The sequence below is a fragment of the Streptomyces sp. NPDC051822 genome (genome assembly GCF_044452745.1).
In the GTDB taxonomy this organism is placed as follows: domain Bacteria; phylum Actinomycetota; class Actinomycetes; order Streptomycetales; family Streptomycetaceae; genus Streptomyces.
This window is the reverse complement of sequence record NZ_JBITBZ010000003.1, coordinates 36,746-59,663: the sequence shown is the minus strand read 5'-3', so window position 1 is coordinate 59,663 and position 22,918 is coordinate 36,746. Positions and strand designations below refer to the sequence as shown.

Sequence of the window (22,918 nt, the reverse complement as noted above, 5' to 3'; positions counted from 1 at the left end):
GGCATGGGCGGCCCGGGGAGGTACCGAAGTCGCGGAGGTCGATACTTCGGTAGCGGGGAGCGTGGACCGGAGGCGGACGCGGCGGGGAACCGCCCCCGGTCATGATCACTTCATGAAGAAGTCTCTGGAGGTCATCGGTTTCCTGCTCGCCCTCTTCGGTGTGGCCGGGGTGGTGCGCGAGCTGACGGACGGCTGGTTCCGGCTTTTCGGTGTGACGCGGTTCGTCACGGAGAACGTGGGGTTCCTGCAGGGCCGGGAGCTGTTCGCCGACATCGTGATCGCGGTCCTCGGCGTCGTGCTCCTGATCGTGTCGGACCGGGTGCCGAAGAAGTCCTGAGCGGCCCGCCCGTGTGCGGGGTCAGTCCCTCGCCGTGTCGAGGCGCTTCACCTCGGCGAGGTGCTCGGCCATCCGGTGGGAGACGGATCCGCTGGTGTAGAGGACGCCGCCGATGACGGCGAAGGGGACGGAGCCACCGAGGACGGCGAGGAGGCCGGGCCAGTCCCGGGCCTCGACGCAGTCGTCGTGGTGGACGTACTCGCTGGTGAGGAGCGCGGGGCAGGGGCTGCCGCCGCCGTCACCGTCCTCGTACGGGGTCAGGAGCAGGACACCGAACCAGACCCAGCACAGGGCGGCGACGGTCAGGAGGGCGAGTCCCCAGCCCTGGGTGCGGCGGGCTCGGGCGCGGAACTCGTTGTCGTAGACCAGTGAACGCATGGTCGAAGAACCTACCCGGCGTCCTTGTCGGCGGCCCGGCGGCCCCAAGTGGTGCCCGCGAGCACGAGGATGGCGCCCGCCAGGCCGAGGACCCCGGGGCGGTCGCCCGCGAGGGCGATGCCCACGGCGGCGGCCCAGAGCGGTTCCGTGCCGAGGAGGAGGCTGACGCGGGACGGGGAGCTGCGGCGCACCGCCCACATCTGCACGAAGAAGGCGAAGAGCGTGCAGAAGACGGAGAGGAAGAGCAGTCCGGCCCATTCGCGAGGGCCGAAGTCGAGGGCCACCGTCCAGGGCGAGGCGCCGGTGCCGGGGAAGGCCGCGATGACGGCGAAGACGGCGACGGCGGAGCCGAGCTGGACGGTGGTGAGGGAGAGCGAGTCGGCCGACTCGACGGCCTTGGTCCGGGACATGGCCAGGACGTGGACGGTACGGGCGAGGGCCGCGAGCAGCATGAGGAGGTCGCCGAGGGAGGGGGCGGTGAACCCGCCGCCCTGGGTGAGCAGCACGACTCCGGTGACGGAGAGCCCGGCGGCGGCGAGGAAGGCGCGGGGCGGGGCGACCCTGGTGACGGCGGCCTCGGCGAGCGGGGTGAGGATCATGGTGAGGCTGATGATCAGGCCCGCGTTGGTGGCGGAGGTGTGGACGACGCCGTACGTCTCCAGGAGGAAGATCCCGCTGAGGATCAGCCCGAGGGTCGCGGCGCCGCGCCACTGGGCCGCGCTGAGCGCCCGCAGCCTGGACCATCCGGCGACGACGAGGACGGGCAGCACCACCGCGAACCGCAGGACGAGGACGGCGATGACGGTGTGGGTGGTGGTGATGCCCTTGGCGGCGAGGTAGCTGGCGCCCCAGACGACGGCGACGAGCAGGACGGGCAGGTCGGTGAGCCAGGCGCGCCGGGGGGCGCTGAGGGGCAGGGGGGCGGCGATCGAAGCCGACATCGTGGGCCGTTCTCCAACTCTCAGGGCGATGTGGAGACTTCGACGGCTCGCACGCGGAGCGATCACCGTACCCGGCAGGGCCCGTGGTGGCTACACCTTTCCGCGGCCCTCCCTGTCAGTAGCTGCCGTACTCGGGCCGTCCCACCAGCTCGTACGTGAGGAGGGCGACGCCCGAACCGGTGGTGCGGGACGCGGTGTTGCGGAAGGCGGTGGGGCGGACGCCGTCGGAGAAGAGGCGGCGGCCGGTGCCGAGGATCACCGGGAAGACGAGCAGGTGCAGGGTGTCGATCAGGTCGTGGTCGAGCAGGGTCCGGGCGAGGCCGCCGCTGCCGTGCATCTGGATCTCGCCGCCGAGGCTCTCCTTGAGGTCGGCGACGTCCTTCACCACGTCGCCGCGCAGGAGCGTGGTCCCGGTCCAGTCGGCGGAGTCGAGGGTGGTGGTGGCGACGTATTTGGGGAGGGCGTTGAGCTTGGAGGCGACGGGGTCGGCGGGGTCGTCGTGCCGCGGCCAGTAGCTCGCGAAGATCTCGTACGTGCGGCGGCCGAGGAGGAAGGCGGTGGGGCGGGTGAAGACCTCGTTCATGTACTGCCCGAAGCCCTCGTCGCCGAACGGCACGGACCAGCCGCCGTGCTCGAATCCGCCGCTGGGGTCCTCCTGCGGGCCGCCGGGGGCCTGGTGGACGCCGTCGAGGGTGAGGAACTGGGTGAGGCTGAGGGTGGCCATGGCGGGTGCCCTTTCGTTCTCCGGACCATCGTGTCTCACCCGTACCGACCGCGCCGCCCGGGGAAAGTCATCAGTGAGCCCGGGGCGGGGTGCCCGGGGCGGGGTCGGGTCGGGGTCCGATTCCCGCCAGCGTCCGGCGGCCCCGGCGACTTTCATTGAACCCGCAACCACTTGGTACGACTCGCGGAGGTTTCGGGATGTCCACGACGAACGGCACGATGCACGGTACGGCGGCCCTGGTGACGGGCGGCAGCAGGGGGATCGGCGCGGCCACGGCCGTGCGGCTGGCCCGGGAGGGCGCCGACGTCGCCTTCACCTACGTACGGGACGAGGCCCGGGCCAAGGAGGTCGCCGCGCGGATCGAGGCGGCCGGCCGCAAGGCGCTGCCCCTGCGGGCCGACGCGGCCGACGCCGGGGACGCGGCGGGAGCGGTGACCTGGGCGGCGGACGCGCTCGGGCGGCTCGACGTCCTCGTGAACAACGTGGGCGTCGGGGTCCTCGGACCGCTGGAGTCCCTGCCCCTCGCGGACGTGGACCGGGTCCTGGCGGTCAACGTCCGGGCCGCCTTCCTCGCCTCTCAGGCGGCGGCCGGGCGGCTGCCGGAGGGCGGGCGGATCATCACGATCGGCACCTGCATGACCCAGCGGGTGCCGGGTCCCGGCGGCACGCTGTACACCATGAGCAAGTCGGCGCTCGTCGGCCTGACGAAGGCCCTCGCCCGAGAACTCGGCGGGCGTGGCATCACGGCCAACATCGTCCACCCCGGTCCGGTCGACACGGACATGAACCCGGCGGACGGCCCGTACGCGGAGGGCCAGGCGACGATGACGGCACTCGGCCGCTTCGGTACGCCGACGGAGGTGGCGGCGATGGTCGCCTTCCTCGCGGGCCCCGAGGGCCGGTACGTGACGGGCGCGGAGTTCGCGGTGGACGGCGGGCATGCGGCGTGACGGGGTGTGGGCGTGCGCCCGTAGGCGTGTGACGCCCACCAGGTAGGACCTGGCGAGTGAGCCGAAGGGGCGCGGCCGGGGGAACAGGGCCGAGCGCGCGGAGCCTCCCGAGGAACGAGGGAGGCGAGCACGGGCGGCCCTGTGAGCCCGGCTTGAGCGCCCCGGAGGCGAACCGAGCCCCAAAAAAAAGGGGGAGGGCGCACCGGTGCTGTCGGGTCGGTGCGCCCTCGCGGGCCGGGCGGGGTGTCGTACCCGCCCAGTTCGGGGGGGGCTAGCCGCCCAGCTCCTGGTGGCGGGCGGTCAGCCGCGCCGTACCGGCGTCCGTGAGGGAGCCGAAGAGGCGGAGGCGGGAGATGCCGCCGTCCGGGTAGATGTCGATCCGGACGCGGGAGCCGACCGCCGGTGTGTCGAGCACGAAGCGGTGGTTGGTGTCGGGCTGGAGGCGGGTCCTGGGCAGGATCTCGGTCCACTCGTCGGAGCCTTCGGCGGCGACGGAGAGGGCGGCCCAGCCGGCGCTGTTGCCCTTGAGGTACGCGGTGTCGATCTCGACGGCGCGGATCTCGGAGTCGGCGGCGAGCTGGTAGCGGATCCAGTCGTTGCCCTTGTCGCGGCGGCGGCGGGTCTCCCAGCCGTCGTCCATCTTGCGGGAGCGGCCGGGCTGGATGGTGTTGGTGGCCGGGGAGTAGAAGCGGTCGGAGGCGTCCTCGACCTGGCCGCCGTTCTCCAGGGCGGCGAGGTCGAAGGTGCCGAGGACGGCGAGCCAGGCCGGGTCGGGGGCGACTTCGCCGTAGACGCGGAGGCGGGCGATGCCGCCGTCGGGGTGCTGGTTGACGCGGAGGTGGGTGAAGCGCTGTTCGACGTCGACGGCGAAGCCGTTGGCGGCGTGGCCGCCGACGGCGGTGCGCGGGACGAGCGTCGTCCACTTCACGTCGTCGGCGAGGAGGTCCTCGGGCGAGGGCGAGCCGGCGACGGAGGTGGCCTCGACGGAGACGGCCTGCGGGTGGTTGCCGCGGAAGTGGGCGGTGTCGACGACGATGCCGCGGACGACGCCGGGCGCGCCGAGGCGTACGAGGGCCCAGTCGTGGTCGTCCTGGGTGGGGTGGGGCTGCTGGGCGGAGATGCCGCGGCGGCGGCGGGTCTCCCAGCCGTCCATGATCTTGCCCTTGTGGCCGAAGTGTTCGGGGTCGAACTCGGCGGCCTCGGGCTTGAGCAGGTTCTCGCGCTCGGCGAAGAACTCGTCGTTGGCGGCGATGACGCCGGCGCCCAGGCGGCGGTCGGCGAGGTCCGCGTACCGGGTGAAGGGGAAGTCGGCCATCCGGTAGTCGGCGTACGGGTCGCCGCCGCCGTAGGGGCTGGCGTCGCCGGTGAAGGAGGGTATGCCGGTGCTCACGGGTCAGTTGTTCCTTTCGAGGAGGCGGCCGGTCGGCTCGGCGAGGGTGCCGTGGTCGACGATGCGCTCTCCGCGCAGCCAGGTGGAGGTGACGACGCCGCTGAGGGTCTTGCCGGCGTAGGCGGTGATCCGGTTGCGGTGCTGGAGCTCGGCCGGGTCGACGGTGAAGGTGGCGTCGGGGGCGAGGACGGCGAAGTCGGCGTCGCGGCCGGCCTCGATGGCGCCCTTGCGGGTGAGTCCGGCGAGCCGGGCCGGGCCCTCGGACATCCAGCGGACGACGTCCTCCAGGGTGTGGCCGCGGCGGCGGGCCTCGGTCCAGATGGCGGGCAGGCCGAGCTGGAGGGAGGAGATGCCGCCCCAGGCGGACGCGAAGTCGGGCGTCTTGAGGTCCGCGGTGGACGGGGAGTGGTCGGACACGATGCAGTCGATCGTGCCGTCCGCGAGGCCCTGCCACAGGGCGTCCTGGTTGGCGGCCTCCCTGATGGGCGGGCAGCACTTGAACTCGGTGGCGCCGTCCGGGATCTCCTCGGCGGTGAGGGTGAGGAAGTGCGGGCAGGACTCGACGGTGATCTTGACGCCCTCTGCCTTGGCGGCGGCGATGAGCGGCAGCGCGTCGGAGGAGGAGAGGTGCAGGACGTGGACGCGGGCGTTGAGCCGGCGGGCCTGGTTGACCAGGTTCTCGATCGCCGTGTTCTCGGCGTCCCGGGGGCGGGAGGCGAGGAAGTCGGCGTACGCGCCGCCGGTGCGCTGGGGCGCGGCGGCGAGGTGGTGCGGGTCCTCGGCGTGCACGATCATCAGGCCGTCGAAGCCGGAGATCTCCGCCAGCGAGGTCGCCAGCTGCTCCTGGTCCAGCTCGGGGAACTCCTCCACGCCCGAGGGCGACAGGAAGCACTTGAAGCCGAAGACGCCGGTGTCGTGCAGCGGACGCAGGTCCTTGACGTTGTCGGGGAGCGCCCCGCCCCAGAAGCCGACGTCGATGTGGGCCTTGCTGCGGGCGACCTCCTGCTTGACGCGGAGGTTCTCCACGGTGGTGGTCGGCGGGAGGGAGTTGAGGGGCATGTCGAGCAGGGTGGTGATGCCACCGGCCGCCGCCGCCCGGGTGGCGGTCCAGAAGCCCTCCCACTCGGTGCGGCCCGGGTCGTTCACGTGCACGTGGGTGTCGACGAGTCCGGGCAGGACGACGTCGTCGCCGACGTCCTCGAGCCGGGCGCCGTCGGGTACCTCGGCGTCGTACGGCAGCACGGCCGCGATCGTCTCCCCGGAGACGGCGATCGACGCCGGGCGGGTCCCTTCGGGGGTGTTGACACGCGTCGAGCGCAGGACCAGGTTGACGTCCACCCGTACCCCTTCTTCAAGCACTGCAGCAGGAAATTCAACGAACTGTTGAAAAGGAGTCTTCACTTCCAGGCGACATGTCGTCAAGGGCACACTTCCAGCATCGGCCGTCATCGAACCCGGCTTAGACGTTTCCACAAAGTGGAATGGAAGTTCCGTACAGTAGAACGTAGCTCCGCACATGCGGGGTGGACCCTGCCCCCGCCCGGGGCCCTGCCGACACCGGACAAACACCCCCTGACCGGCGCCGACGCCGACCCCGGGGCCGGGTGCCCCGGCCGGTGGCCCGGTAGGCTGCTGCCTTGCCCGCCTGCCCCGAAAGGACCGTTGACGTGCCGACGTCCAGCGCCAGCACCACCGACGCCGCCAAGCCCGCCGCAAGCGGGGGCGTCCAGTCCCTTGAGCGTGCCTTCGACCTCCTGGAGCGGATGGCCGACGCCGGCGGCGAGGTCGGGCTGAGCGAGCTCTCCGCCAGCAGCGGACTGCCCCTCCCCACCATCCACCGCCTGATGCGGACCCTGGTCGCCTGCGGCTACGTGCGCCAGCAGCCCAACCGGCGGTACGCGCTCGGCCCCCGCCTCATCCGGCTCGGCGAGTCCGCCTCCCGCCTCCTCGGCACCTGGGCCCGCCCCTACCTGGCGCGGCTCGTCGAGGAGACCGGCGAGACCGCGAACATGGCGCTGCTCGACGGCGACGAGATCGTGTACGTGGCCCAGGTGCCGTCCAAGCACTCGATGCGCATGTTCACCGAGGTCGGCCGGCGGGTGCTGCCGCACTCGACCGGTGTCGGCAAGGCGCTCCTCGCGCACACCCCGGCGGACGAGGTGCGCGCGCTGCTCGCCCGTACCGGCATGCCCGCCGCGACCGAGAAGACCATCACCACGCCGGACGGCTTCCTCGACGCGCTCGTCGCGGTCCGCGAGACGGGGTACGCCGTCGACGACAACGAGCAGGAGATAGGAGTCCGCTGCCTCGCGGTGCCGGTACCCGACTCCCCCACCGCCGCGGCGATCTCCATCTCGGGCCCGGCGGGCCGCGTCACCGAGGCGGCCACGGAGAAGATCGTCCCGATCCTCCAGCAGGTCGCCCGCGAACTGTCGGCGGCGCTCGCGAACACGGCGGGGAACGGGAACGGGCAGGCCTGAGCCCATCACAGATCCGGACCCTGGCACAGACCCCTGGCACGGACCCTAGGGTCGTAGCCATGGGTGTCGACATCGACGGTGTGATCGAGATACGCGAGCACGGTGGCCGGTGGGACTTCGCGCTCGGCCTTCCGGCCGGTGCGCTCGGCCGCGACCGGCACGCGTGGGAGTGCCTCTTCGGCTTCGGCGGCGCCCTCGGGGTGGACCGGGCCCTGTTCGACCGGCGGGGCTGCCCGGAGGACGTCTCCGAGCCGGTCCCGCGCATGTCCGATGAGCTGCACCACGGTCACTCGTACGCCACGTGGGCCGAGGTCGCGGCCGTCGACTGGGACGTGCCGCTCGGCGACGGGCCCGACGGGAACCGCGTCGGCGAGTGGCGGCCAGGACCCGGCGGCGAACTCGCCCTGCACCAGGTGCCCTGGACACCGATCGAGGTCCTCGACGCGGCGGAGGAGCTCTTCGGCGAGGACCTGATGCCGCAGGAGTGGCCACCGGGCGCCGACGTCCCCTGGAACGGCGCCGTGTACCGCGCCGTGACCCTCACGCCCCGCATGTTCGCCCCGCCGGACGGCGACTGGGGCCCGGTGTGGGCGGCGATGGGCGGGCTGGCGGCCCTCCACGGGGACGAGAACGTCCGCCTCGTCGTCTGGTTCGGCTGACCGGCTCAGCCCCTAGGTGTATTGATCACGAGCGTTGTTGACACTGGCCTGGTCTTGAACGTGGCGAAGACCTCCGGTGTGGTGGAGGTGTCTAGGCTCCACACCGCACACGGAGGTCTTCGTGTCCCACCGTAATGCCCGGCTGACCGTTCACGGCAGGCGGATCCTGGTCGAGCGTGTCTTGTCCGGCCGCCCGGTGGCGCACGTTGCCGCGGAGATGGGCATATCCCGGCCCACGGCCCACAAATGGGTCCGCCGCTGGCGGGCCGAGGGCGACGCGGGTCTGCACGACCGTTCCAGTCGACCCCACACGACCCCGCACCGGACGTCCGCCACGGTTGAAAGCCGTGTCTGCCGGCTGCGGACCGAGCGCAAGCTCGGCCCGGCACGGATCGGCCCGGTCCTGGGCCTGTCTGCCTCGACCGTGCACCGCATCCTGGTCCGGCACGGCCTGAACCGTCTGGCCTGGCTCGACCGGCCCACCGGCGAGCCGATCCGACGCTATGAGCGGGCCAGGCCGGGCGAGCTGGTCCACGTCGACATCAAGAAGCTCGGCAACATCCCCGACGGCGGTGGATGGCGGACCGTCGGCAGGACGGCCGGCGACCGCAACCGCCAGGCCACCACCGACCAGCGCCGCAGCTGCAAGCCGGTCATCGGCTACAGCTACATCCACTCAGCCATCGACGACCACTCACGCCTGGCCTACAGCGAGGTCCTGCCCGACGAACGCCAGCACACGGCCATCGCCTTCTGGCAACGGGCGAACGTGTTCTTCGCCGACCACGGCATCACCGTCGAACGCGTCCTGACCGACAACGGCGCCTGCTACAAGTCCAAGCTCTTCACCCGGACCCTCACCGCTGCCGGCATCGCCCACAAGAAGATCCGCCCCTACCGGCCCCAAACGAACGGCAAGGTCGAACGCTTCAACCGCACCCTGCTCGACGAATGGGCCTACCTGCGGCCCTACACCTCGAACCACGAGCGGACCGAAGCCCTGACAGACTTCCTCCACACCTACAACCACCACCGCTGCCACACCGCACTCAACGGACACCCGCCCATCAGCCGTGTCAACAACCCTGCGGGTCAATACACCTAGGGGGTGTCTTGCCGATCAGGTCGGATCAGGGAGCGGGGTCTGGTGCCGTGGATCGCAAGGCCGAGGAGGGCGCCATGGCGGAGCCATGGCAACCGACGACAACGCGGCGAGGCGCGGCGCCAGACCCCGCGAGCCCGGCATGATCGGAAAGACACCCCCTAGGCCCGTACCGGCTCCGCCGTGAGCCTGCCGTCCTGGACCGTCACCGTGCGGTCGGTGCGGGCGAGGTGCGCGCGGTCGTGGGTGACCAGGACCGTCGCCGTGCCGCGCTCCACCGTGAGGCTCGCCAGGAGGTCCATGACGGCCGCGCCCCGCTCGTGGTCCAGGGCGCTGGTGGGCTCGTCGACGAGCAGCACGGACGGCTCGTTCATCAGCGCCCGCGCGATGTTCACCCGCTGCCGCTGGCCGCCCGAGAGCTGGTGCGGCCTGCGGTGCGCCTGGTCCGCGAGGCCCACCGCGTCGAGGAGTTCCAGGGCCCGGCCCCGTACCGCCTTCGGCGGACGCCCGGACAGGTGGGCCATCACCTGCAGCTGCTCGGCCGCGTTCAGCGAGGGCAGCAGGTTGGGCTGCTGGAAGACGATCCCGATGTGCTCGCGCCGCAGTCGCGCCTTGTCGGCCGGGGTGAGCGCCGCCGTGTCCGTACCGGCGACGGCCACGCGTCCCCGGTCCGGGGTCACCAGGGTGGCGGCGACCGCGAGGAGGCTGGACTTGCCGGAGCCGGAGGGGCCGACGACCGCCGTGAGCGTACCGGCGGGGACGTCGAGGGAGACGGCGTCGAGGGCGGTGAGGCGGCCGTCCCCGTCGGGGTAGGTGAGGGTGACGGAATCGAGGACGAGACTCATCGGGCGCTCCCGAGGGCGGTCAGAGGGTCGACGGCCGTGATCCGCCGGATGGACAGCGCCGCGCCGAGGACACCGAGCACGACGATCACCGCCGCCGGTCCGAGGACGGTGAGCGGCTCCAGTACGAAGGGCACGTTCCCGCCGCTGACCAGCGCGCCGATGCCGACCGCGAGCGCGGTGCCCAGCAGGGTGCCGGCGGTGAGCATGAGGACGGCCTGCCCGAGGGCGTCCTTGAGGAGGTACGGGGTCGAGGCGCCGAGCGCCTTGAGGACGGCGACGTCGCCGCTGCGCTGGATGGTCCAGACGGTGAAGAAGGCTCCTATGACCAGGGCGGAGATGGCGAAGAGGAAGCCGCGCATGAGCTGGAGCGAGCCGTTCTCCGCCTGGTAGGACCCTATGGCGGTGAGGGCCTCGTCGACGGTCCGCGCCTCGGTGCCGACGGCCTCGTCCCCGGCCGCCCAGTCGGCGCCCTCGCCTCCGTCGGCGCCCCTCAGGGCGATGACGGTGGCCTGCTCCTGCACGGTCGTGCCGGTGTGGCCGAGCTTCTGCCAGTCGTCGAGCGAGGTCCACACCACCGGGGTGTGGCTGTACGAGGCGTCGCCGGCGACCGCCGCGACGGTGAGCTCCAGGGGGCCGAGGCGGACGGCGTCACCGGTGGTCACGGCCAGTTCCTCGGCGGCCGACTCCGAGAGGACGGCCCGCCCGGCAGCGGGCGCCGCGGGCGCGAGACCGGCGCCCGGCTCCGTACCGAAGGCGGACACGGCGGCGGTCCGGTCCCCGGCGGCGGCGTTGAGGGTACGGATGCCGAGCGGTGCCGCGGCCGTCACCCCGGGCCGCTCCGACCAGCGGCGCCACTGTTCCTCCGTCACCGTCGAGTTGGTGAAGGAGACCGCCTGCCCGGACGGCGGCGCCGCGAAGGCCAGCCGGTCGGCGGGCAGCCCGGTGATCGCGGAGATGTTCTCCCGCGCGAGTCCGGCCGTCAGCCCTGACAGCAATCCGACGAGCAGGGTGATCAGCACGATCACGGTGCCCATGAGTGCGAATCGCCCCTTGGCGAATCCGAGGTCTCTCCATGCCACGAACATGCTGACCAGAGTGGTCCGCGGGGTGCCCGGCCGGCATCGCGCCACGGATGGCCCCGCAATCAAACTTTCGGTTGAGTCCGGATTGTCTGCCGCTGTCTACGCTGGAGGAACCATGCGCCCCCCTTCCTCCCTCCGCCCCCCACGGCGTTCGTCCCCCCACCCCACCGAGCGGCCCTCCCCCACCCCTGCCCCGCGCGCGCTGCGCCTCTGCCTGCACCTGCTGACGGCGGGCCTGCTCGCCCTCACGGCGGTCCGGGCCGGGTCGGCGGCCGGGACCGCGATGGCGGTCGTGACGGGCGCGGTCTACGCGGCCGGTTCCTACCTGCCGTCGGTGCGCGACTCGCGGCGGGGCGCCGCCGTGTGGCTGGGAGTCCTGGGCGCGTCCTGGCTCGTCCTGCTGTGGCTCACCCCGGAGGCGCTCTGGGTGGCGTTCCCGCTGTACTTCGTGCAGCTGCACCTGCTCCCCGCGCGCTGGTCGCTGCCGGTGGTCGCGCTGACGGCGGGCGCGGCGATCCTGTCGTACCTGGGACACGGCGCCCCGCTCAACCCGGGCGTCTTCATCGGGCCGCTGCTCGGCGCGGCGGTCGCGGTGGCGACGGTCCTCGGCTACCAGGCCCTGTACCGGGAGAGCGAACGGCGGCGCCGGCTCATCGAGGAGCTGCTCGCGACCCGGGCGGAGCTGGCGGCGGCGGAACGGCATGCGGGGACGCTCGCCGAACGGGAGCGCCTCGCGCGCGAGATCCACGACACCCTCGCGCAGGGCCTGTCCTCGATCCAGCTGCTGCTGCGGGCGGCGGAGCGGGCCCTGCCGCCGGGCTCCCCGGCCGGGGGACACATCGAACGGGCGCGGCAGGCGGCCCAGGACAACCTGGCGGAGGCCAGGCGCTTCGTCCGCGCCCTGTCGCCGCCGGACCTGCAGCACGGCTCCCTGGCGGCGGCGCTGGAGCGCCTGTGCGAGCCGGGCGCCGGACCGGGTGCGCACGGGCCGGTCGGGGCGGGGCCGCGGGTGCGTTTCTCGGTCAGCGGTACGCCGGTCGAGCTGCCGACCCCGTACGAGGTGGCGCTGCTGCGGATCGCCCAGTCGGCGCTGGCGAACACGGTGCGGCACGCGGGGGCCTCGCGGGCCGAGATCACCCTGTCGTTCATGGACGCCTCGGTCACCCTGGACGTGGTCGACGACGGGAAGGGTTTTGATCCCGCCGCCGTGGGCCGGCCCTCGTCGGACGGCGGTTTCGGGCTTCCGGCGATGCGCTCGCGGGCGGAGTCGCTGGGCGGCACGTTCACCGTGGAGTCCGCGCCCGGCCAGGGCGCGGCCGTCGCCGTGTCCCTCCCTCTCCCCGCTGGAGTGTGAACCATGACCATCCGTCTGCTCCTGGCCGACGACCATCCGGTGGTACGGGCGGGTCTGCGCGCGGTTCTCGACACGGAGCCGGACTTCGCCGTCGTCGCGGAGGCGGCCACCGCCGAACGGGCGGTGGAGCTGGCCGCGGCCGGCGGTGTGGACGTGGTTCTGATGGACCTGCAGTTCGGGTCCGGGATGCACGGCTCGGAGGCGACGGCGGCGATCACGGCGGCGCCCGGCGGCCCGAAGGTGCTGGTCCTGACGACGTACGACACGGACGCGGACATCCTGGCGGCGGTGGAGGCGGGCGCCTCCGGCTACCTCCTGAAGGACGCGCCGCCGGAGGAGCTGGCGGCGGCGGTCCGGACGGCCGCAGCCGGTCAGTCGGCGCTCGCCCCGGCGGTGGCGCACCGGCTGATGGACCGGATGCGGACCCCGGCGGAGGCCCTGACGAAGCGGGAGCTCGAAGTGCTCCAGCTGGTCGGCGAGGGCCTGTCGAACCAGCAGATCAGCAAGGTGCTGTTCCTGAGCCAGGCGACGGTGAAGTCGCATCTGGTGCACGTCTTCGCGAAGCTGGGCGTGGACTCGCGCACCGCGGCGGTGGCGACGGCGACCGCGCGCCGGCTGATCAGACGGTAGGACGGGGTCCCGGGCGGGTGCGAGGACGCCTCGCGATCAGGCGGTAGGACCGGCGTCCTGGGCGGGCGGGGGCCCGAAGAGTTCGACGGCGCGGCGGACGCCGGCGAGTGCCTCGGCGAGCGCGCTGACGGATCCGACGCAGCCCGCGACGAGCAGCAGCGAGCGGCGAAGGCGCCGTACCTCGGGGGCGCCGCTGAGCGCCATCGCGTCCAGGGCGGCGAGCTCGTCCTCCGCGATGCCCCGGTCGGTGAACTCCACACGGTGGGCGGCAAGTTCGCGTCGTAGCCGGGACACGGCGGACCGTAGTTCAGCCACTCTCGGGTCCACGCCCTCGCCGGTCACTCGCCTCTGCCCCACGCTTCGCAACACGGTTCTCCCCCTCGCACGACACTGTGCGCAGAACGCCGTACCCCGAACACACCCGGCCTCGCCCGTTCGACCCGTGAAACGGGGTCGGCAGCCGCGGGCCGCGGGCCAGTTAACTCCTTCGCCACCCCGGCGCGCCACCCTTGGTGGACGGAATTCAGGCGACCGTGTCATTCCGCCTCATGCGGTATGCACTTCCCATGACAACAGCGCATGATCGAAACCCCGTCGTCGCCGGTCTCGTCCTCGCCGCCGGGGGCGGGCGACGGCTCGGCGGCCGGCCCAAGGCGCTGCTCTCCCACCGGGGGCGGCCGCTGGTCGAGTACGCGGTGGGGGTGCTGCGCGCGGCCGGGTGCGAGGTGGTGCACGTGGTGCTCGGGGCGTCGGCCGATGCCGTACGGGAGCGGGCGGAGCTGACCGGTTGCGTGCTGGTGGAGAACCCGGACTGGGCGGAGGGGATGGGCTCCTCGCTGCGGGCCGGCCTTGTCTCCCTCGCCGCCGATCCGCGCGGGGTGGACGCGGCGCTCGTCCTGCTCGTCGACCAGCCGGGGATCGGGGCGGAGGCCGTGGCCCGGGTCCGGGCGGCGTACGGCTCGCGGGACTCGCTCGCGGCGGCATCGTACGGCGGGGAGCGCGGCCATCCGGTGCTGTTCGGCGCCGGGCACTGGGCGGGCATCGCCGAGACGGCGGTGGGCGACAGGGGCGCGCGGGACTATCTGGCGGCGCACCGGGATGCGATCACGCCGGTGGACTGTTCGGATGTGGCCGAGCCGTACGACATCGACACGGAGGCGGACCTGTCCCACTTGGAGTGATCGGAGTGAGGGGTGAGCGGGGTGTGCACGGCCTGGCACTGAGCGACATGGTCTGTCGATCCGGAGAATCTCGACATCAACAAACCATTGAACTTCCACCATGAGGAAACTAGTATCCACTGTTCAGAAGCGCCTGCTCGTACAGAAGGCGCTTGCGGCCGTATCTCGGCGCCTGCGGCACTCCGTGCCGTTCCGCGACGCCCGGCGGCCGTCTGGCACCGCCCGTGAAGTCCGCTGAAGGAAGTGACAGTTCATGTCCGCACCAGCGCCGTCCCCCCTGGCCGTCGTCGATGCCGAGCCCCTGCCGCGTCAGGAAGAGGTGCTCACCGAGGCCGCCCTGGCCTTCGTCGCCGAACTGCACCGGCGGTTCACCCCGCGCCGGGACGAGCTCCTCGCCCGCCGGGCGGAGCGCCGCGCCGAGATCGCCCGTACGTCCACCCTGGACTTCCTGCCGGAGACCGCCGCGATCCGCGCCGACGACTCCTGGAAGGTCGCACCGGCCCCCGCGGCCCTGAACGACCGCCGCGTCGAGATCACCGGCCCGACCGACCGCAAGATGACGATCAACGCGCTCAACTCCGGCGCGAGGGTCTGGCTCGCCGACTTCGAGGACGCCTCGGCGCCGACCTGGGAGAACGTCGTCCTGGGCCAGGTCAACCTGATCGACGCATACAGCCGGAACATCGACTTCACCGACCCGAGCTCGGGCAAGTCGTACGCCCTCAAGCCCGCCGACCAGCTCGCCACCGTCGTCATGCGACCGCGCGGCTGGCACCTGGAGGAGCGTCACCTCACCTTCGACGGACGTCCGGTGCCGGGCGCGCTCGTCGACTTCGGCCTGTACTTCTTCCACAACGCGCAGCGGCTCATCGACCTCGGCAAGGGCCCGTACTTCTACCTGCCGAAGACGGAATCGCACCTGGAGGCCCGCCTCTGGAACGACATCTTCGTCTTCGCCCAGGACTACGTCGGCATCCCGCAGGGCACCGTCCGCGCCACGGTCCTCATCGAGACCATCACGGCCGCGTACGAGATGGAGGAGATCCTCTACGAACTCCGCGACCACGCCGCAGGTCTGAACGCGGGCCGCTGGGACTACCTCTTCTCCATCGTCAAGAACTTCCGTGACGGCGGAGCCAGGTTCGTCCTGCCGGACCGCAACGCGGTGACGATGACCGCCCCGTTCATGCGCGCGTACACCGAACTCCTCGTGCGCACCTGCCACAAGCGCGGCGCGCACGCGATCGGCGGCATGGCGGCCTTCATCCCGTCCCGCAAGGACGCCGAGGTCAACAAGGTCGCCTTCGAGAAGGTCAAGGCCGACAAGGACCGCGAGGCCGGCGACGGCTTCGACGGCTCCTGGGTCGCCCACCCCGACCTGGTGCCGATCGCGATGGCCTCCTTCGACGCCGTCCTCGGCGAGAAGCCCAACCAGAAGGACCGCCTCCGCGAGGACGTGTCCGTCGCGGCCGGCGACCTGATCGCCATCGACTCGCTCAACGCGAAGCCCACGTACGCGGGCCTGGTCAGCGCCGTGCAGGTCGGCATCCGCTACATCGAGGCGTGGCTGCGCGGCCTCGGCGCCGTCGCGATCTTCAACCTGATGGAGGACGCGGCCACCGCCGAGATCTCGCGCTCGCAGATCTGGCAGTGGATCAACGCGGGCGTCGTCTTCGAGAACGGGAAGACGGCGACTCCGGAGCTGGCCCGCGAGGTCGCCGCCGAGGAGCTGGCCGCCATCCGCACGGAGATCGGCGAGGAGGCCTTCGCGGCCGGCAAGTGGCAGCAGGCGCACGACCTGCTCCTGCACGTCTCCCTCGACGCGGACTACGCGGACTTCCTGACCCTGCCGGCCTACGAGCAGCTGGTCGGCTGACCGCGGCAACACGAGACGGGTCGGCCGGCTGCCCGCACAGCTGCCGCCACGACCTTTTCGATCAAGGCCCCGCCCCCGGTGTCGCACAACACCGGGAGGCGGGGCCCTTTCGTGCCCCCTGTGAGGTAGCAGGCGACGTGACGGAACCGAGATATGCAGCTACCTAGCGGTAACAAGCCAGGGCGTGCGAGATTCCGCCATGTCACCGGCGCCGGCGGCTGTCCCCCACATCACTGCGTACCGCACACCGCAGGAGCACAGCCATGCCTTCGTCCCCCCGTCGTGCGCTCCGCGCACTCCTGGCACTGTGTACCGCCGCCGGGCTCGCCTCCGTCGCCACTCCGGCCGCCCAGGCCTCCCCCGGCAGCGGCCCCACCGCCGTCGTCGCCATGGGCGACAGCTACATCTCCGGCGAGGCCGGCCGCTGGTTCGGCAACAGCCTCACCAACTCCGGCAGCCGCAACGGCACCGACCGCGCCTGGACCGGCAGCGGGTACGACACCTCGCGGGTGTACGGCGCCACGGCGGGCGGCTGTCACCGCTCGGACACCTCCGAGGTGAAGAGCGCGGGCCCGATCGCGAGCTCCCTCGTCAACCTCGCCTGCTCCGGCGCGACGACGGACAACGTCTTCCGCGCCTCGCAGGGCGGCGTGGCCTACAAGGGCGAGGCCCCGCAGGCCGACCAGCTGGCGGCCGTGGCCGCCACGCACGACGTGAAGCTGATCGCGCTCTCCATCGGCGGCAACGACCTCGGGTTCGCCGACATCATCTCCACCTGCGCGACCGACTACATCGTCTGGTACTCGTACTGCCACGACGACCAGCAGGCCGAGGTCGACGCCAAGATCGACGGGGTGATGGCCGACGTCGGCCGCTCGGTCGACGAGATCAGGGCCGTCATGACGGGCGCCGGATACGGTTCCTCCGACTACCGGATCGTCCTCCAGTCGTACCCCTCCCCCATCCCCCGCGCCGCCGACAACCGCTACTCCGAGAGCGGCTGGGCCCGTACGAACACCGGCGGCTGCCCCTTCTGGAACGCCGACTCCGACTGGGCCCGCGACTCCCTCGTCCCGCAGATCGCCAACCGCCTCAAGGGCGTCGCCGCGGCCAAGGGCGTGCAGTTCATGGACCTGCGCGACGCCCTCCAAGGGCGCGAGGTCTGCGCCAAGGCGAGCAAGCAGGTGACCTCGACCGTGCCCGCTTCGGGGACGACGAGCGAGTGGGCGCGCTGGATCGACAGCCAGAGCACCCAGGGGCTCGTCCAGGAGTCCATGCACCCCAACGCCTACGGCCAGCAGGCCCTCGGCCGCTGCCTCGCCCTGGTCAACGCCCGTCCGACCGGCAACCACAGCTGCCGCAACACGGCGGGCTCGGGACCGTCCTCCATGTACCTCACCACGGGGTGACGTTCAGGGAGCGGTGAGACCGAGCGGGCCGAGGACCCGCTCCGTCTCATGGCGGTCCGCCACGGCCATCGCCCGCACCAGAGCGGCGGACCCGCCCGGCCAGGCCGCCGCCGCCTCGTCGAAGGCCGTACGCCGGGACTCCAGCGGGCCCTTCTTGGCGGGCAGCGCGTCCAGGACGTACAGCGCCCGCGCCGAGGGGCCCACCTGGATCAGGTCGGAGGGTTCACCCCGCAGGCGCAGGGCCTGGTGGGCGTAGGCGCCGATCACCGGGTCGCGCAGGGCCCCGCGCAGGGCCTCGGGCGGGGCGGCGGCGGTGTCGAGGGCGTGGAACAGCCCCCGGACGGCCGCCGCGTCGGAGGTGCCGGCGTGGACGGCGCCGAGGGCGGCGAGCAGGTCGGACCAGGCTTCGGCGGTGTCCCCGCGCGCGTGGAGCCAGTCGGCGAGCACGCGCGTGGCGACGCACCCGGGCCAGCCCGCGGCGGCGGCCACCATCTCGGGCGCCGCCCACCCCCGGGCCTCGTCGGCGTCCGGCGCGGCGACTCCTCGTACGCCGAGCAGGTAGCGCACGACGCCCGCGCCGCGCGGGGTGAGCCCGAAGGCGTCGCCGGTGCGGAAGACCAGACCGGTGGCGGCGAGCCGGTCGAGGACGGTGGCCAGATCGCGGGCGGCCCCTTCGAGCCCGGCCCGGTCGGCCTCGGTCAGGTCCGCCGTGCCGAGGAGCCGCACGAGCTCCGGCAGAGGCGGCAGCGCGTACCCGTCGGACGCCTCTGCCGGAACCGGTACCGGCAGGTCCTCCAGGTCCGGATCGACGGACCAGTCCTCGTACTCGGCGGCCTTGCGGGCGACGGAGTCGGCCGAGCAGCCGCGCCGGTAGACCACGTACAGGAGATGGGGCGCCTCCCCGCCGTAGGGCTCGAACTCCTCCTCCGCCAGTTCCTCGACGGCGGCGATGAGGGTGTCCGCGTCCCGCTCGGCCGGCCCGGCCTCGATCGCGGGCGGCGGCGGTACGGGGACGGCGACGTCCCCGAAGTGGTCGAGGTGCTCGTCGAGGAGGGCGTCGGCCAGGACCAGATGGGGGAAGGCGTCGGGTCCCGGCGCGAACCGCGCGTACGCTCCGGCGAGCTCTTCGGCGAGCCCGGCGGCGGTCCACCGGTCCTGGAGCGCGGCGGCCACCTTCCCGATGCCGGTCGCGACGGCGTGGTCGGTGAGCAGCGGCCCGATGGCGGGCGGCTCCTCGGCGTCCCGGACGTACGCGCGCGTGAGCGCCTCGGCGAGCAGCACGTCCGCGAGGGCCGTCCGCCCCATGAGGTCGGCCCGGTGCACACCGTCGGGCAGCGGCGCCCCGTCGAGGGCGGCGAGCCGGCTCCGTACGTCGTCGGGGTCGGCTAGGTCGGCGCCGCAGGCTCGCAGCAGCGAGGCGTACCAGCGGTGCCAGGTGAGGTTGCCGGGGTCGGTCATGGCGCGCTCGAAGTCGGGCGCTGCTTCGTCCACGACGGCGGCGACCCGCTCGCGCAGGTCCCCGTCGAACCGACCGGCGAGCTCGCCGAGCACGGCCGGATAGACGTCCAGCTCTCCCGGCGCCGCGTAGACGAACGTGGGCAGGTCCTCGACGAGCAGCTGCCGCACGAGGGCGGGCGTCGGTTCGGGCACTCCGCTCCCCCGGTCGGCTCCCCGCAGGGCGAGCAGCCCCAGAACCGCCTCGGCGGCGCGGACGAACACGGGATCGCGGCGCTCGGGCGCTCCGTCGAGGAAGCTTTCGAGCCCGGTGTTGGTCAGAACGGTCTCGGCCACGCTTCCCAGAGTAGTTCGGCGGGGACGAATCGGACGGACGACGCAGGCGGGGAGCGGCGCGGAATCACAGCCGTCTGCGCAGGGCGCGGACGACCTGGGCCATGTGCTGGACGTGGCCCGCTCGCGCCCATGCCTCGGGACCGCCGACCCCCACAGGGCCCGTTCCGGCCGCGCAGGAGGCGAGCCAGCGCTCGCCCTCGCTGAACTCCTCCCCTCTGAAGCCCTCCGCCTGGACGATCTCCCCAACCCTCGAGCGGATCGTGTCCGCGTGGCCGGGCCCCCCGGTGGGCACGCGTACGAGGAGGAACGTGCGCTCGGTCGTGTAGCGCACCACGCCCCACGGTGGGCCGCCCCCCGCGCGCGGGGGCGTGTCGGCGCTGCCGGTGTGGGAGGCCCCGTAGTCGCCGTAGACGACGGGCGGATCCGTGTGTTCGGCTGCGGCGGCGTCGGTGAGCATGTGCCAGACGTCCCAGTCGAAGCGGTGCGCCTCCGCGAGGGGCGCCCCGTAGTCCTCGGGGAACGTACGGGGGAAGGAACCGGCCAGCAGGACGACCGTGCGCCAGGGGTGCAGGGGGCCGAGCAGGGCGAGGGCGCGCAGCGCCCACTTCTCCGCCGGGTGGTGCTCGTCGACGACGGAGCCCAGGTCGAGCAGCAGGTCCACCGGGCAGTGCGCGAACGCGATCCGGGTCAGGAGAGCGCCGACCGCGTCCCTCAGTCCCTCGTCCGGCGGAACGGTCAGGAACACGCGGACGCCGAGACCGTTTCCGCTGAGGCACGCGGCCTCCGCCGTGGCCGTCTGCTGCGAGGGGGCCCGCTCGACGCCCGTCACGGGCCGGAGCGGGCTGCCCGCCGCCGTCAGCCAGGGCTCCGCGGCGAGCGGCTCCGTCCCGTCCTCCGTGTGGAAGGCGTCCACCCAGGCGGGCCGGCCGCGCTGCGCGACCTCGATCGTGCGCAGGGCGGTCCTCAGGTGGGCGGCGAGCGCGGTGCGGTCGGGGTCGAGCGGGTGAGGCGGTCTCCGGCCCATGACGCGGGCCCCGCCGACCCGGGGAGGAATGCTCCACAGCGGCGTCACGCACGCGCGTGCCCGGGGTCGGAGCCGGCTGTACGCGGCGAGCGCGCTGCGGCGGGCGGGTAGCGCGGGGACGTAGAGGGGCCCGGGCGAGGGCCCTGACATCGGCTCGAACATGGGCGCCCCTCCCCCCGGTGGCCGCTGCGTCCCCTGTTCGCAGGGTGAGGCGCGGCGGTCCGGGGCGAAAGAGGGCGGTTCCGGCCAATCTGAGGGGCTGTCAGCGCACCACCGCCGTCCGGGGTGCCGAGAAGTCGCCCCAGGTGCCGTCGGGGAGCCGGGCGCGGAGGGTGACGGTGTAGCGGGCGCCCGGGGGGTCCTGGACCGGGAAGGTGTAGGTCGCGCGGCCGGGGGGTGGGGCGGTGCCCCAGATGATGGTGGTGGCGAAGCGGCCGTTGAGGTGGAGTTCGTGGTGGGTGACCGGCGCGCCGGTGTCGGGTGGGGTCCAGGTCACGGTGATCGCGCGGTCGGCCGAGGTCACGGCGAGGGCGGTGGGGGCGGTGTTCGCGGGCGCGCCCGGGGCGGGGGCCGTGGTGAGGTCGGCGGGGGCGCTGTCCGGGGAGGAGTTCTCGGCGGCGTCGCGGGCGCGGACGGTGAACGCGTAGGCGGTGCCGGGGCGCAGGCCGGTGACGTGGGCGGTGGTGGCGGTGCCGGGCACGGTGTGGATGCGGGTGTCGGCCTGGTAGACGTCGTAGGCGGTGACCCGGGTGTCGTCCCGGGCCGCGGACCAGCGGAGGGTGGCGGCGCGGCTGCCGTCGGGTGCGGCGCGCAGGGCGGTGGGCGTGGTGGGGGGTGTGCGGTCCTCTGCGGCGGCGCGGAGCGTGGTGGCGGTGACGGTGGCGCTCGGGGGCGAGGCGTTGCCGGCGGCGTCGCGGGCGCGGACCGTGAAGCGGTGGCGGGTGGCGGGGGCGAGTCCGACCACGTCGGTCATCAGGGTGGTGGCGGGGAGGTCCTTGACCTTGCGGCCTTCGCGGTAGACCGCGTAGCCGGTGACGGCCCGGTCGTCGGTGGCCGCGTTCCACATGACGTGGACGGTGCTCGCGCTGCCCGCGGTCGCGGTGACTCCGGCGGGTGCGGTGGGAGCGCGGGTGTCCTTGGGCGGGGGTGCGGCGGCGCCCGCGCACCCGGCGAGGGTGAGGGCGAGCACCAGGGGGGTCAACAGGCTTGCGGCGAGCGGGCGTTGCACGGGCCGGCCTCCGTCCGTCGAAAAGGTCCAGACCTATATCGCACAGGTGGGCGGAGCCGGGCAAGGGGGCGTTGTCAGTGGCGTGCGCTTCACTGAGAACATCACTCTCCGTAGTCGATTCAGGGGGAATCATGACGGACCGTACGACTTACGTGACCTTCGCCGGGGTACGTCGCCGCGGCTGGACCGACACGATGATGCGGGACCTGCTCGGAACACCCGATCTGCAGGGCCGGGACCCGCGCCGCTGGTCCCTCTCGCCCCTGCGGCTCTACCTCCTCGCGCGGGTCGAGACCGTGGAGCGGACCCCCGAGTTCGCGGAGACCTCGGCACTCGCCCCGGCCCGCTCGGCGGCCGCCGTGGCGTACGCCGAGCGGCGCCGGGCCGCCGTACTCGCTTCGATCCGCGCGGAACCGATCGAGGTGCCCAGGCTCCCCGGACCCGAACTGGAGCGGCGGGCGGCGCGCCACCGGCAGTTGCTGGGGGCGCGGGAGGGTGCGGCGCGCGGGGCGCCGGCCGGCGCCCTCGTGCGGTGGCAGGTCAGCTATCTGCGGCACGCCCTCGCGCGGTACGAGGGACTGCTCGACGGCCTGTACGGGGAGACCGGGCGCGGCGAGGCCGAACGGCTGTTGCGGCGGCGGCTGTACGAGGCGATCGCCGCCGCGTACCCGGCGCTGGCCGACGAGTGCCGTCGCCGGATCGGGGTGGAGCGGTGACGGCGGTGTCGCTCATGCTGAAGCTGGTGCTGATCTTGGTGATGGCCGCGCACCTGGCCGGGCATCTGGCCGCGCACCTGCCCTGGCCCACGGCCCGGCCGGGTGGCGGTCAGCCGGACAGCAGGCGCACGACCGCGCGGCACGCCGCCGGGATCGGGGCCACGATCCCGATCCCGCAGCGGGTACGGAGTTCCTCGGCAGCCTCCCCCAGTGGGCCGCCTCCGATGACGACCGCCCGCGCCCCGTCCCGTTCCGCGCAGGCGCGGACCGCTCGCTCCAGCCGGTCGACGAGCAGGGCCGGCTGCGCGGAGAGGTGTTCGGGGGTGCCCGTGGTGAGGCGGAGGCCGGTGTACCGGTCGGCGATGCCGAGGGCCGTCACGTGCGCGGCGATGGCGTCGGCGAGGAGCGGGGTCGTGGTGGCGATGCCGAACGGGGTGCCGTCCGCGGCCGCCTCGGCGAGGGCCGCCTCGCCGATGCCCACGACGGGGACGCCTGCCGCCGCGCGCAGCTCCGCCACGCCCGGGTCGCCGAAGGCGCCGACGAGGAGCGCCGCGCAGTCGCCCGCGGCCACGGCGCGCAGGCCCGCGGCGAGGACCTCGGGGGCCGCGGCGCGCAGTGCGGCCGGGTCGGTGAGCATGCGCGGGCCGCGGGATGCGGTGACGCCGCGGACGCGGAAGGCGCCGCCGGGGGCGTGGAGGGGCAGTGCGCGGGCGAGGCTTCGCCCGGCGATGGCGGTCATCATCCGGGTCGTTGCGGTGGACGTGTTGGGGTTGATCAGCACGACCGCCCCGGGCCCCGCGGTGTGCGCGGGGACCGGGGCA

At 73.2% G+C, this 22,918-nt stretch carries 23 protein-coding genes; 11 read left to right on the top strand and 12 right to left on the bottom strand.

Going from position 1 to position 22,918, the window contains the following annotated elements:
• Positions 1-112 precede the first annotated feature (112 nt).
• Entirely contained in the window at positions 113-337 is a 225-nt protein-coding gene (locus ACIA8N_RS10745; protein WP_365779897.1) for a hypothetical protein, read from the top strand.
• A 21-nt stretch (positions 338-358) separates the two neighbouring features.
• Here the strand turns inward: ACIA8N_RS10745 and ACIA8N_RS10740 are convergent, their stop codons facing one another.
• From ACIA8N_RS10740 to ACIA8N_RS10730, 3 genes are all read right to left on the bottom strand, one after another.
• Positions 359-715: a hypothetical protein gene (locus tag ACIA8N_RS10740; protein WP_365779895.1), complete on the bottom strand. Its 357-nt coding sequence runs from the start codon at positions 713-715 to the stop codon at positions 359-361.
• An 11-nt stretch (positions 716-726) separates the two neighbouring features.
• The gene (locus tag ACIA8N_RS10735; protein ID WP_365779893.1) at positions 727-1,656 is read right to left on the bottom strand and encodes a DMT family transporter; all 930 of its coding nucleotides are present in this window, start codon (positions 1,654-1,656) and stop codon (positions 727-729) included.
• 115 nt (positions 1,657-1,771) lie between these two features.
• On the bottom strand, positions 1,772-2,380 hold the full coding sequence (locus ACIA8N_RS10730) for a dihydrofolate reductase family protein (RefSeq protein ID WP_365779891.1): 609 nt from the start codon (positions 2,378-2,380) through the stop codon (positions 1,772-1,774).
• Between the two features lie 197 nt (positions 2,381-2,577).
• On the opposite strand from ACIA8N_RS10730, the gene ACIA8N_RS10725 reads away from it, so the two are divergent.
• A complete protein-coding gene (locus ACIA8N_RS10725) occupies positions 2,578-3,330 on the top strand; it encodes an SDR family oxidoreductase (RefSeq protein WP_365779889.1) in 753 nt (250 codons plus the stop codon).
• Positions 3,331-3,601: 271 nt separating this feature from the next.
• Here the strand turns inward: ACIA8N_RS10725 and alc are convergent, their stop codons facing one another.
• Both alc and allB read right to left on the bottom strand, forming a co-directional pair.
• Positions 3,602-4,720, bottom strand: a complete 1,119-nt coding sequence (gene alc, locus ACIA8N_RS10720) for an allantoicase (protein WP_365779887.1) — start codon at positions 4,718-4,720, stop codon at positions 3,602-3,604.
• Between the two features lie 3 nt (positions 4,721-4,723).
• On the bottom strand, positions 4,724-6,058 hold the full coding sequence (gene allB, locus ACIA8N_RS10715; RefSeq protein ID WP_365780131.1) for an allantoinase AllB: 1,335 nt from the start codon (positions 6,056-6,058) through the stop codon (positions 4,724-4,726).
• Between the two features lie 329 nt (positions 6,059-6,387).
• On the opposite strand from allB, the gene ACIA8N_RS10710 reads away from it, so the two are divergent.
• The 3 genes from ACIA8N_RS10710 (at position 6,388) to ACIA8N_RS10700 (ending at position 8,964) form a co-directional block, all read left to right on the top strand.
• Entirely contained in the window at positions 6,388-7,200 is an 813-nt protein-coding gene (locus ACIA8N_RS10710) for an IclR family transcriptional regulator (protein WP_365779885.1), read from the top strand.
• Between the two features lie 59 nt (positions 7,201-7,259).
• A complete protein-coding gene (locus ACIA8N_RS10705) occupies positions 7,260-7,859 on the top strand; it encodes a hypothetical protein (protein WP_365779883.1) in 600 nt (199 codons plus the stop codon).
• Positions 7,860-7,980: 121 nt separating this feature from the next.
• Positions 7,981-8,964, top strand: a complete 984-nt coding sequence (locus ACIA8N_RS10700) for an IS481 family transposase (RefSeq protein ID WP_365779881.1) — start codon at positions 7,981-7,983, stop codon at positions 8,962-8,964.
• Between the two features lie 158 nt (positions 8,965-9,122).
• On the opposite strand, the gene ACIA8N_RS10695 is transcribed toward ACIA8N_RS10700, so the two are convergent.
• Together ACIA8N_RS10695 and ACIA8N_RS10690 are read right to left on the bottom strand one after the other, a co-directional pair.
• Complete coding sequence (locus ACIA8N_RS10695) at positions 9,123-9,806, bottom strand: ABC transporter ATP-binding protein (RefSeq protein ID WP_365779879.1); 684 nt, start codon at positions 9,804-9,806, stop codon at positions 9,123-9,125.
• Positions 9,803-10,891 carry an ABC transporter permease gene (locus ACIA8N_RS10690; RefSeq protein ID WP_365779877.1) on the bottom strand — a complete coding sequence of 363 codons (1,089 nt, stop codon included), beginning with the start codon at positions 10,889-10,891 and terminating at the stop codon, positions 9,803-9,805. The genes ACIA8N_RS10695 and ACIA8N_RS10690 overlap by 4 nt, the downstream gene beginning before the upstream one ends.
• A 112-nt stretch (positions 10,892-11,003) precedes the next feature.
• On the opposite strand from ACIA8N_RS10690, the gene ACIA8N_RS10685 reads away from it, so the two are divergent.
• Together ACIA8N_RS10685 and ACIA8N_RS10680 are read left to right on the top strand one after the other, a co-directional pair.
• Positions 11,004-12,242 carry a sensor histidine kinase gene (locus ACIA8N_RS10685; protein WP_365779875.1) on the top strand — a complete coding sequence of 413 codons (1,239 nt, stop codon included), beginning with the start codon at positions 11,004-11,006 and terminating at the stop codon, positions 12,240-12,242.
• A 3-nt stretch (positions 12,243-12,245) separates the two neighbouring features.
• Positions 12,246-12,872, top strand: a complete 627-nt coding sequence (locus ACIA8N_RS10680; RefSeq protein ID WP_365779873.1) for a response regulator transcription factor — start codon at positions 12,246-12,248, stop codon at positions 12,870-12,872.
• A gap of 36 nt (positions 12,873-12,908) precedes the next feature.
• Here the strand turns inward: ACIA8N_RS10680 and ACIA8N_RS10675 are convergent, their stop codons facing one another.
• A complete protein-coding gene (locus ACIA8N_RS10675) occupies positions 12,909-13,241 on the bottom strand; it encodes a DUF5955 family protein (RefSeq protein ID WP_365779871.1) in 333 nt (110 codons plus the stop codon).
• A gap of 197 nt (positions 13,242-13,438) precedes the next feature.
• On the opposite strand from ACIA8N_RS10675, the gene ACIA8N_RS10670 reads away from it, so the two are divergent.
• From ACIA8N_RS10670 to ACIA8N_RS10660, 3 genes are all read left to right on the top strand, one after another.
• Positions 13,439-14,053, top strand: coding sequence for a nucleotidyltransferase family protein (locus ACIA8N_RS10670; RefSeq protein ID WP_365779869.1), 615 nt, complete (start codon positions 13,439-13,441; stop codon positions 14,051-14,053).
• Between the two features lie 253 nt (positions 14,054-14,306).
• Positions 14,307-15,929, top strand: coding sequence for a malate synthase A (gene aceB, locus ACIA8N_RS10665; protein ID WP_365779867.1), 1,623 nt, complete (start codon positions 14,307-14,309; stop codon positions 15,927-15,929).
• A 263-nt stretch (positions 15,930-16,192) separates the two neighbouring features.
• Positions 16,193-17,338, top strand: a complete 1,146-nt coding sequence (locus ACIA8N_RS10660; RefSeq protein WP_365779865.1) for a GDSL-type esterase/lipase family protein — start codon at positions 16,193-16,195, stop codon at positions 17,336-17,338.
• A 3-nt stretch (positions 17,339-17,341) separates the two neighbouring features.
• Here the strand turns inward: ACIA8N_RS10660 and ACIA8N_RS10655 are convergent, their stop codons facing one another.
• The 3 genes from ACIA8N_RS10655 to ACIA8N_RS10645 form a co-directional block, all read right to left on the bottom strand.
• Positions 17,342-19,129 (bottom strand): hypothetical protein, encoded by a 1,788-nt coding sequence (locus ACIA8N_RS10655; protein WP_365779863.1) that lies wholly within the window; start codon positions 19,127-19,129, stop codon positions 17,342-17,344.
• A 64-nt stretch (positions 19,130-19,193) separates the two neighbouring features.
• Positions 19,194-20,315 carry a hypothetical protein gene (locus tag ACIA8N_RS10650; RefSeq protein ID WP_365779861.1) on the bottom strand — a complete coding sequence of 374 codons (1,122 nt, stop codon included), beginning with the start codon at positions 20,313-20,315 and terminating at the stop codon, positions 19,194-19,196.
• A gap of 100 nt (positions 20,316-20,415) precedes the next feature.
• Positions 20,416-21,381 (bottom strand): fibronectin type III domain-containing protein, encoded by a 966-nt coding sequence (locus ACIA8N_RS10645; RefSeq protein WP_365779859.1) that lies wholly within the window; start codon positions 21,379-21,381, stop codon positions 20,416-20,418.
• 131 nt (positions 21,382-21,512) lie between these two features.
• Here ACIA8N_RS10645 and ACIA8N_RS10640 point away from each other — a divergent pair, with 131 nt between their 5' ends.
• The gene (locus ACIA8N_RS10640) at positions 21,513-22,097 is read left to right on the top strand and encodes a hypothetical protein (protein WP_365779857.1); all 585 of its coding nucleotides are present in this window, start codon (positions 21,513-21,515) and stop codon (positions 22,095-22,097) included.
• Positions 22,098-22,206: 109 nt separating this feature from the next.
• On the opposite strand, the gene ACIA8N_RS10635 is transcribed toward ACIA8N_RS10640, so the two are convergent.
• Positions 22,207-22,878: an aspartate/glutamate racemase family protein gene (locus ACIA8N_RS10635; RefSeq protein ID WP_365779855.1), complete on the bottom strand. Its 672-nt coding sequence runs from the start codon at positions 22,876-22,878 to the stop codon at positions 22,207-22,209.
• Between the last annotated feature and the right edge of the window lie 40 nt (positions 22,879-22,918).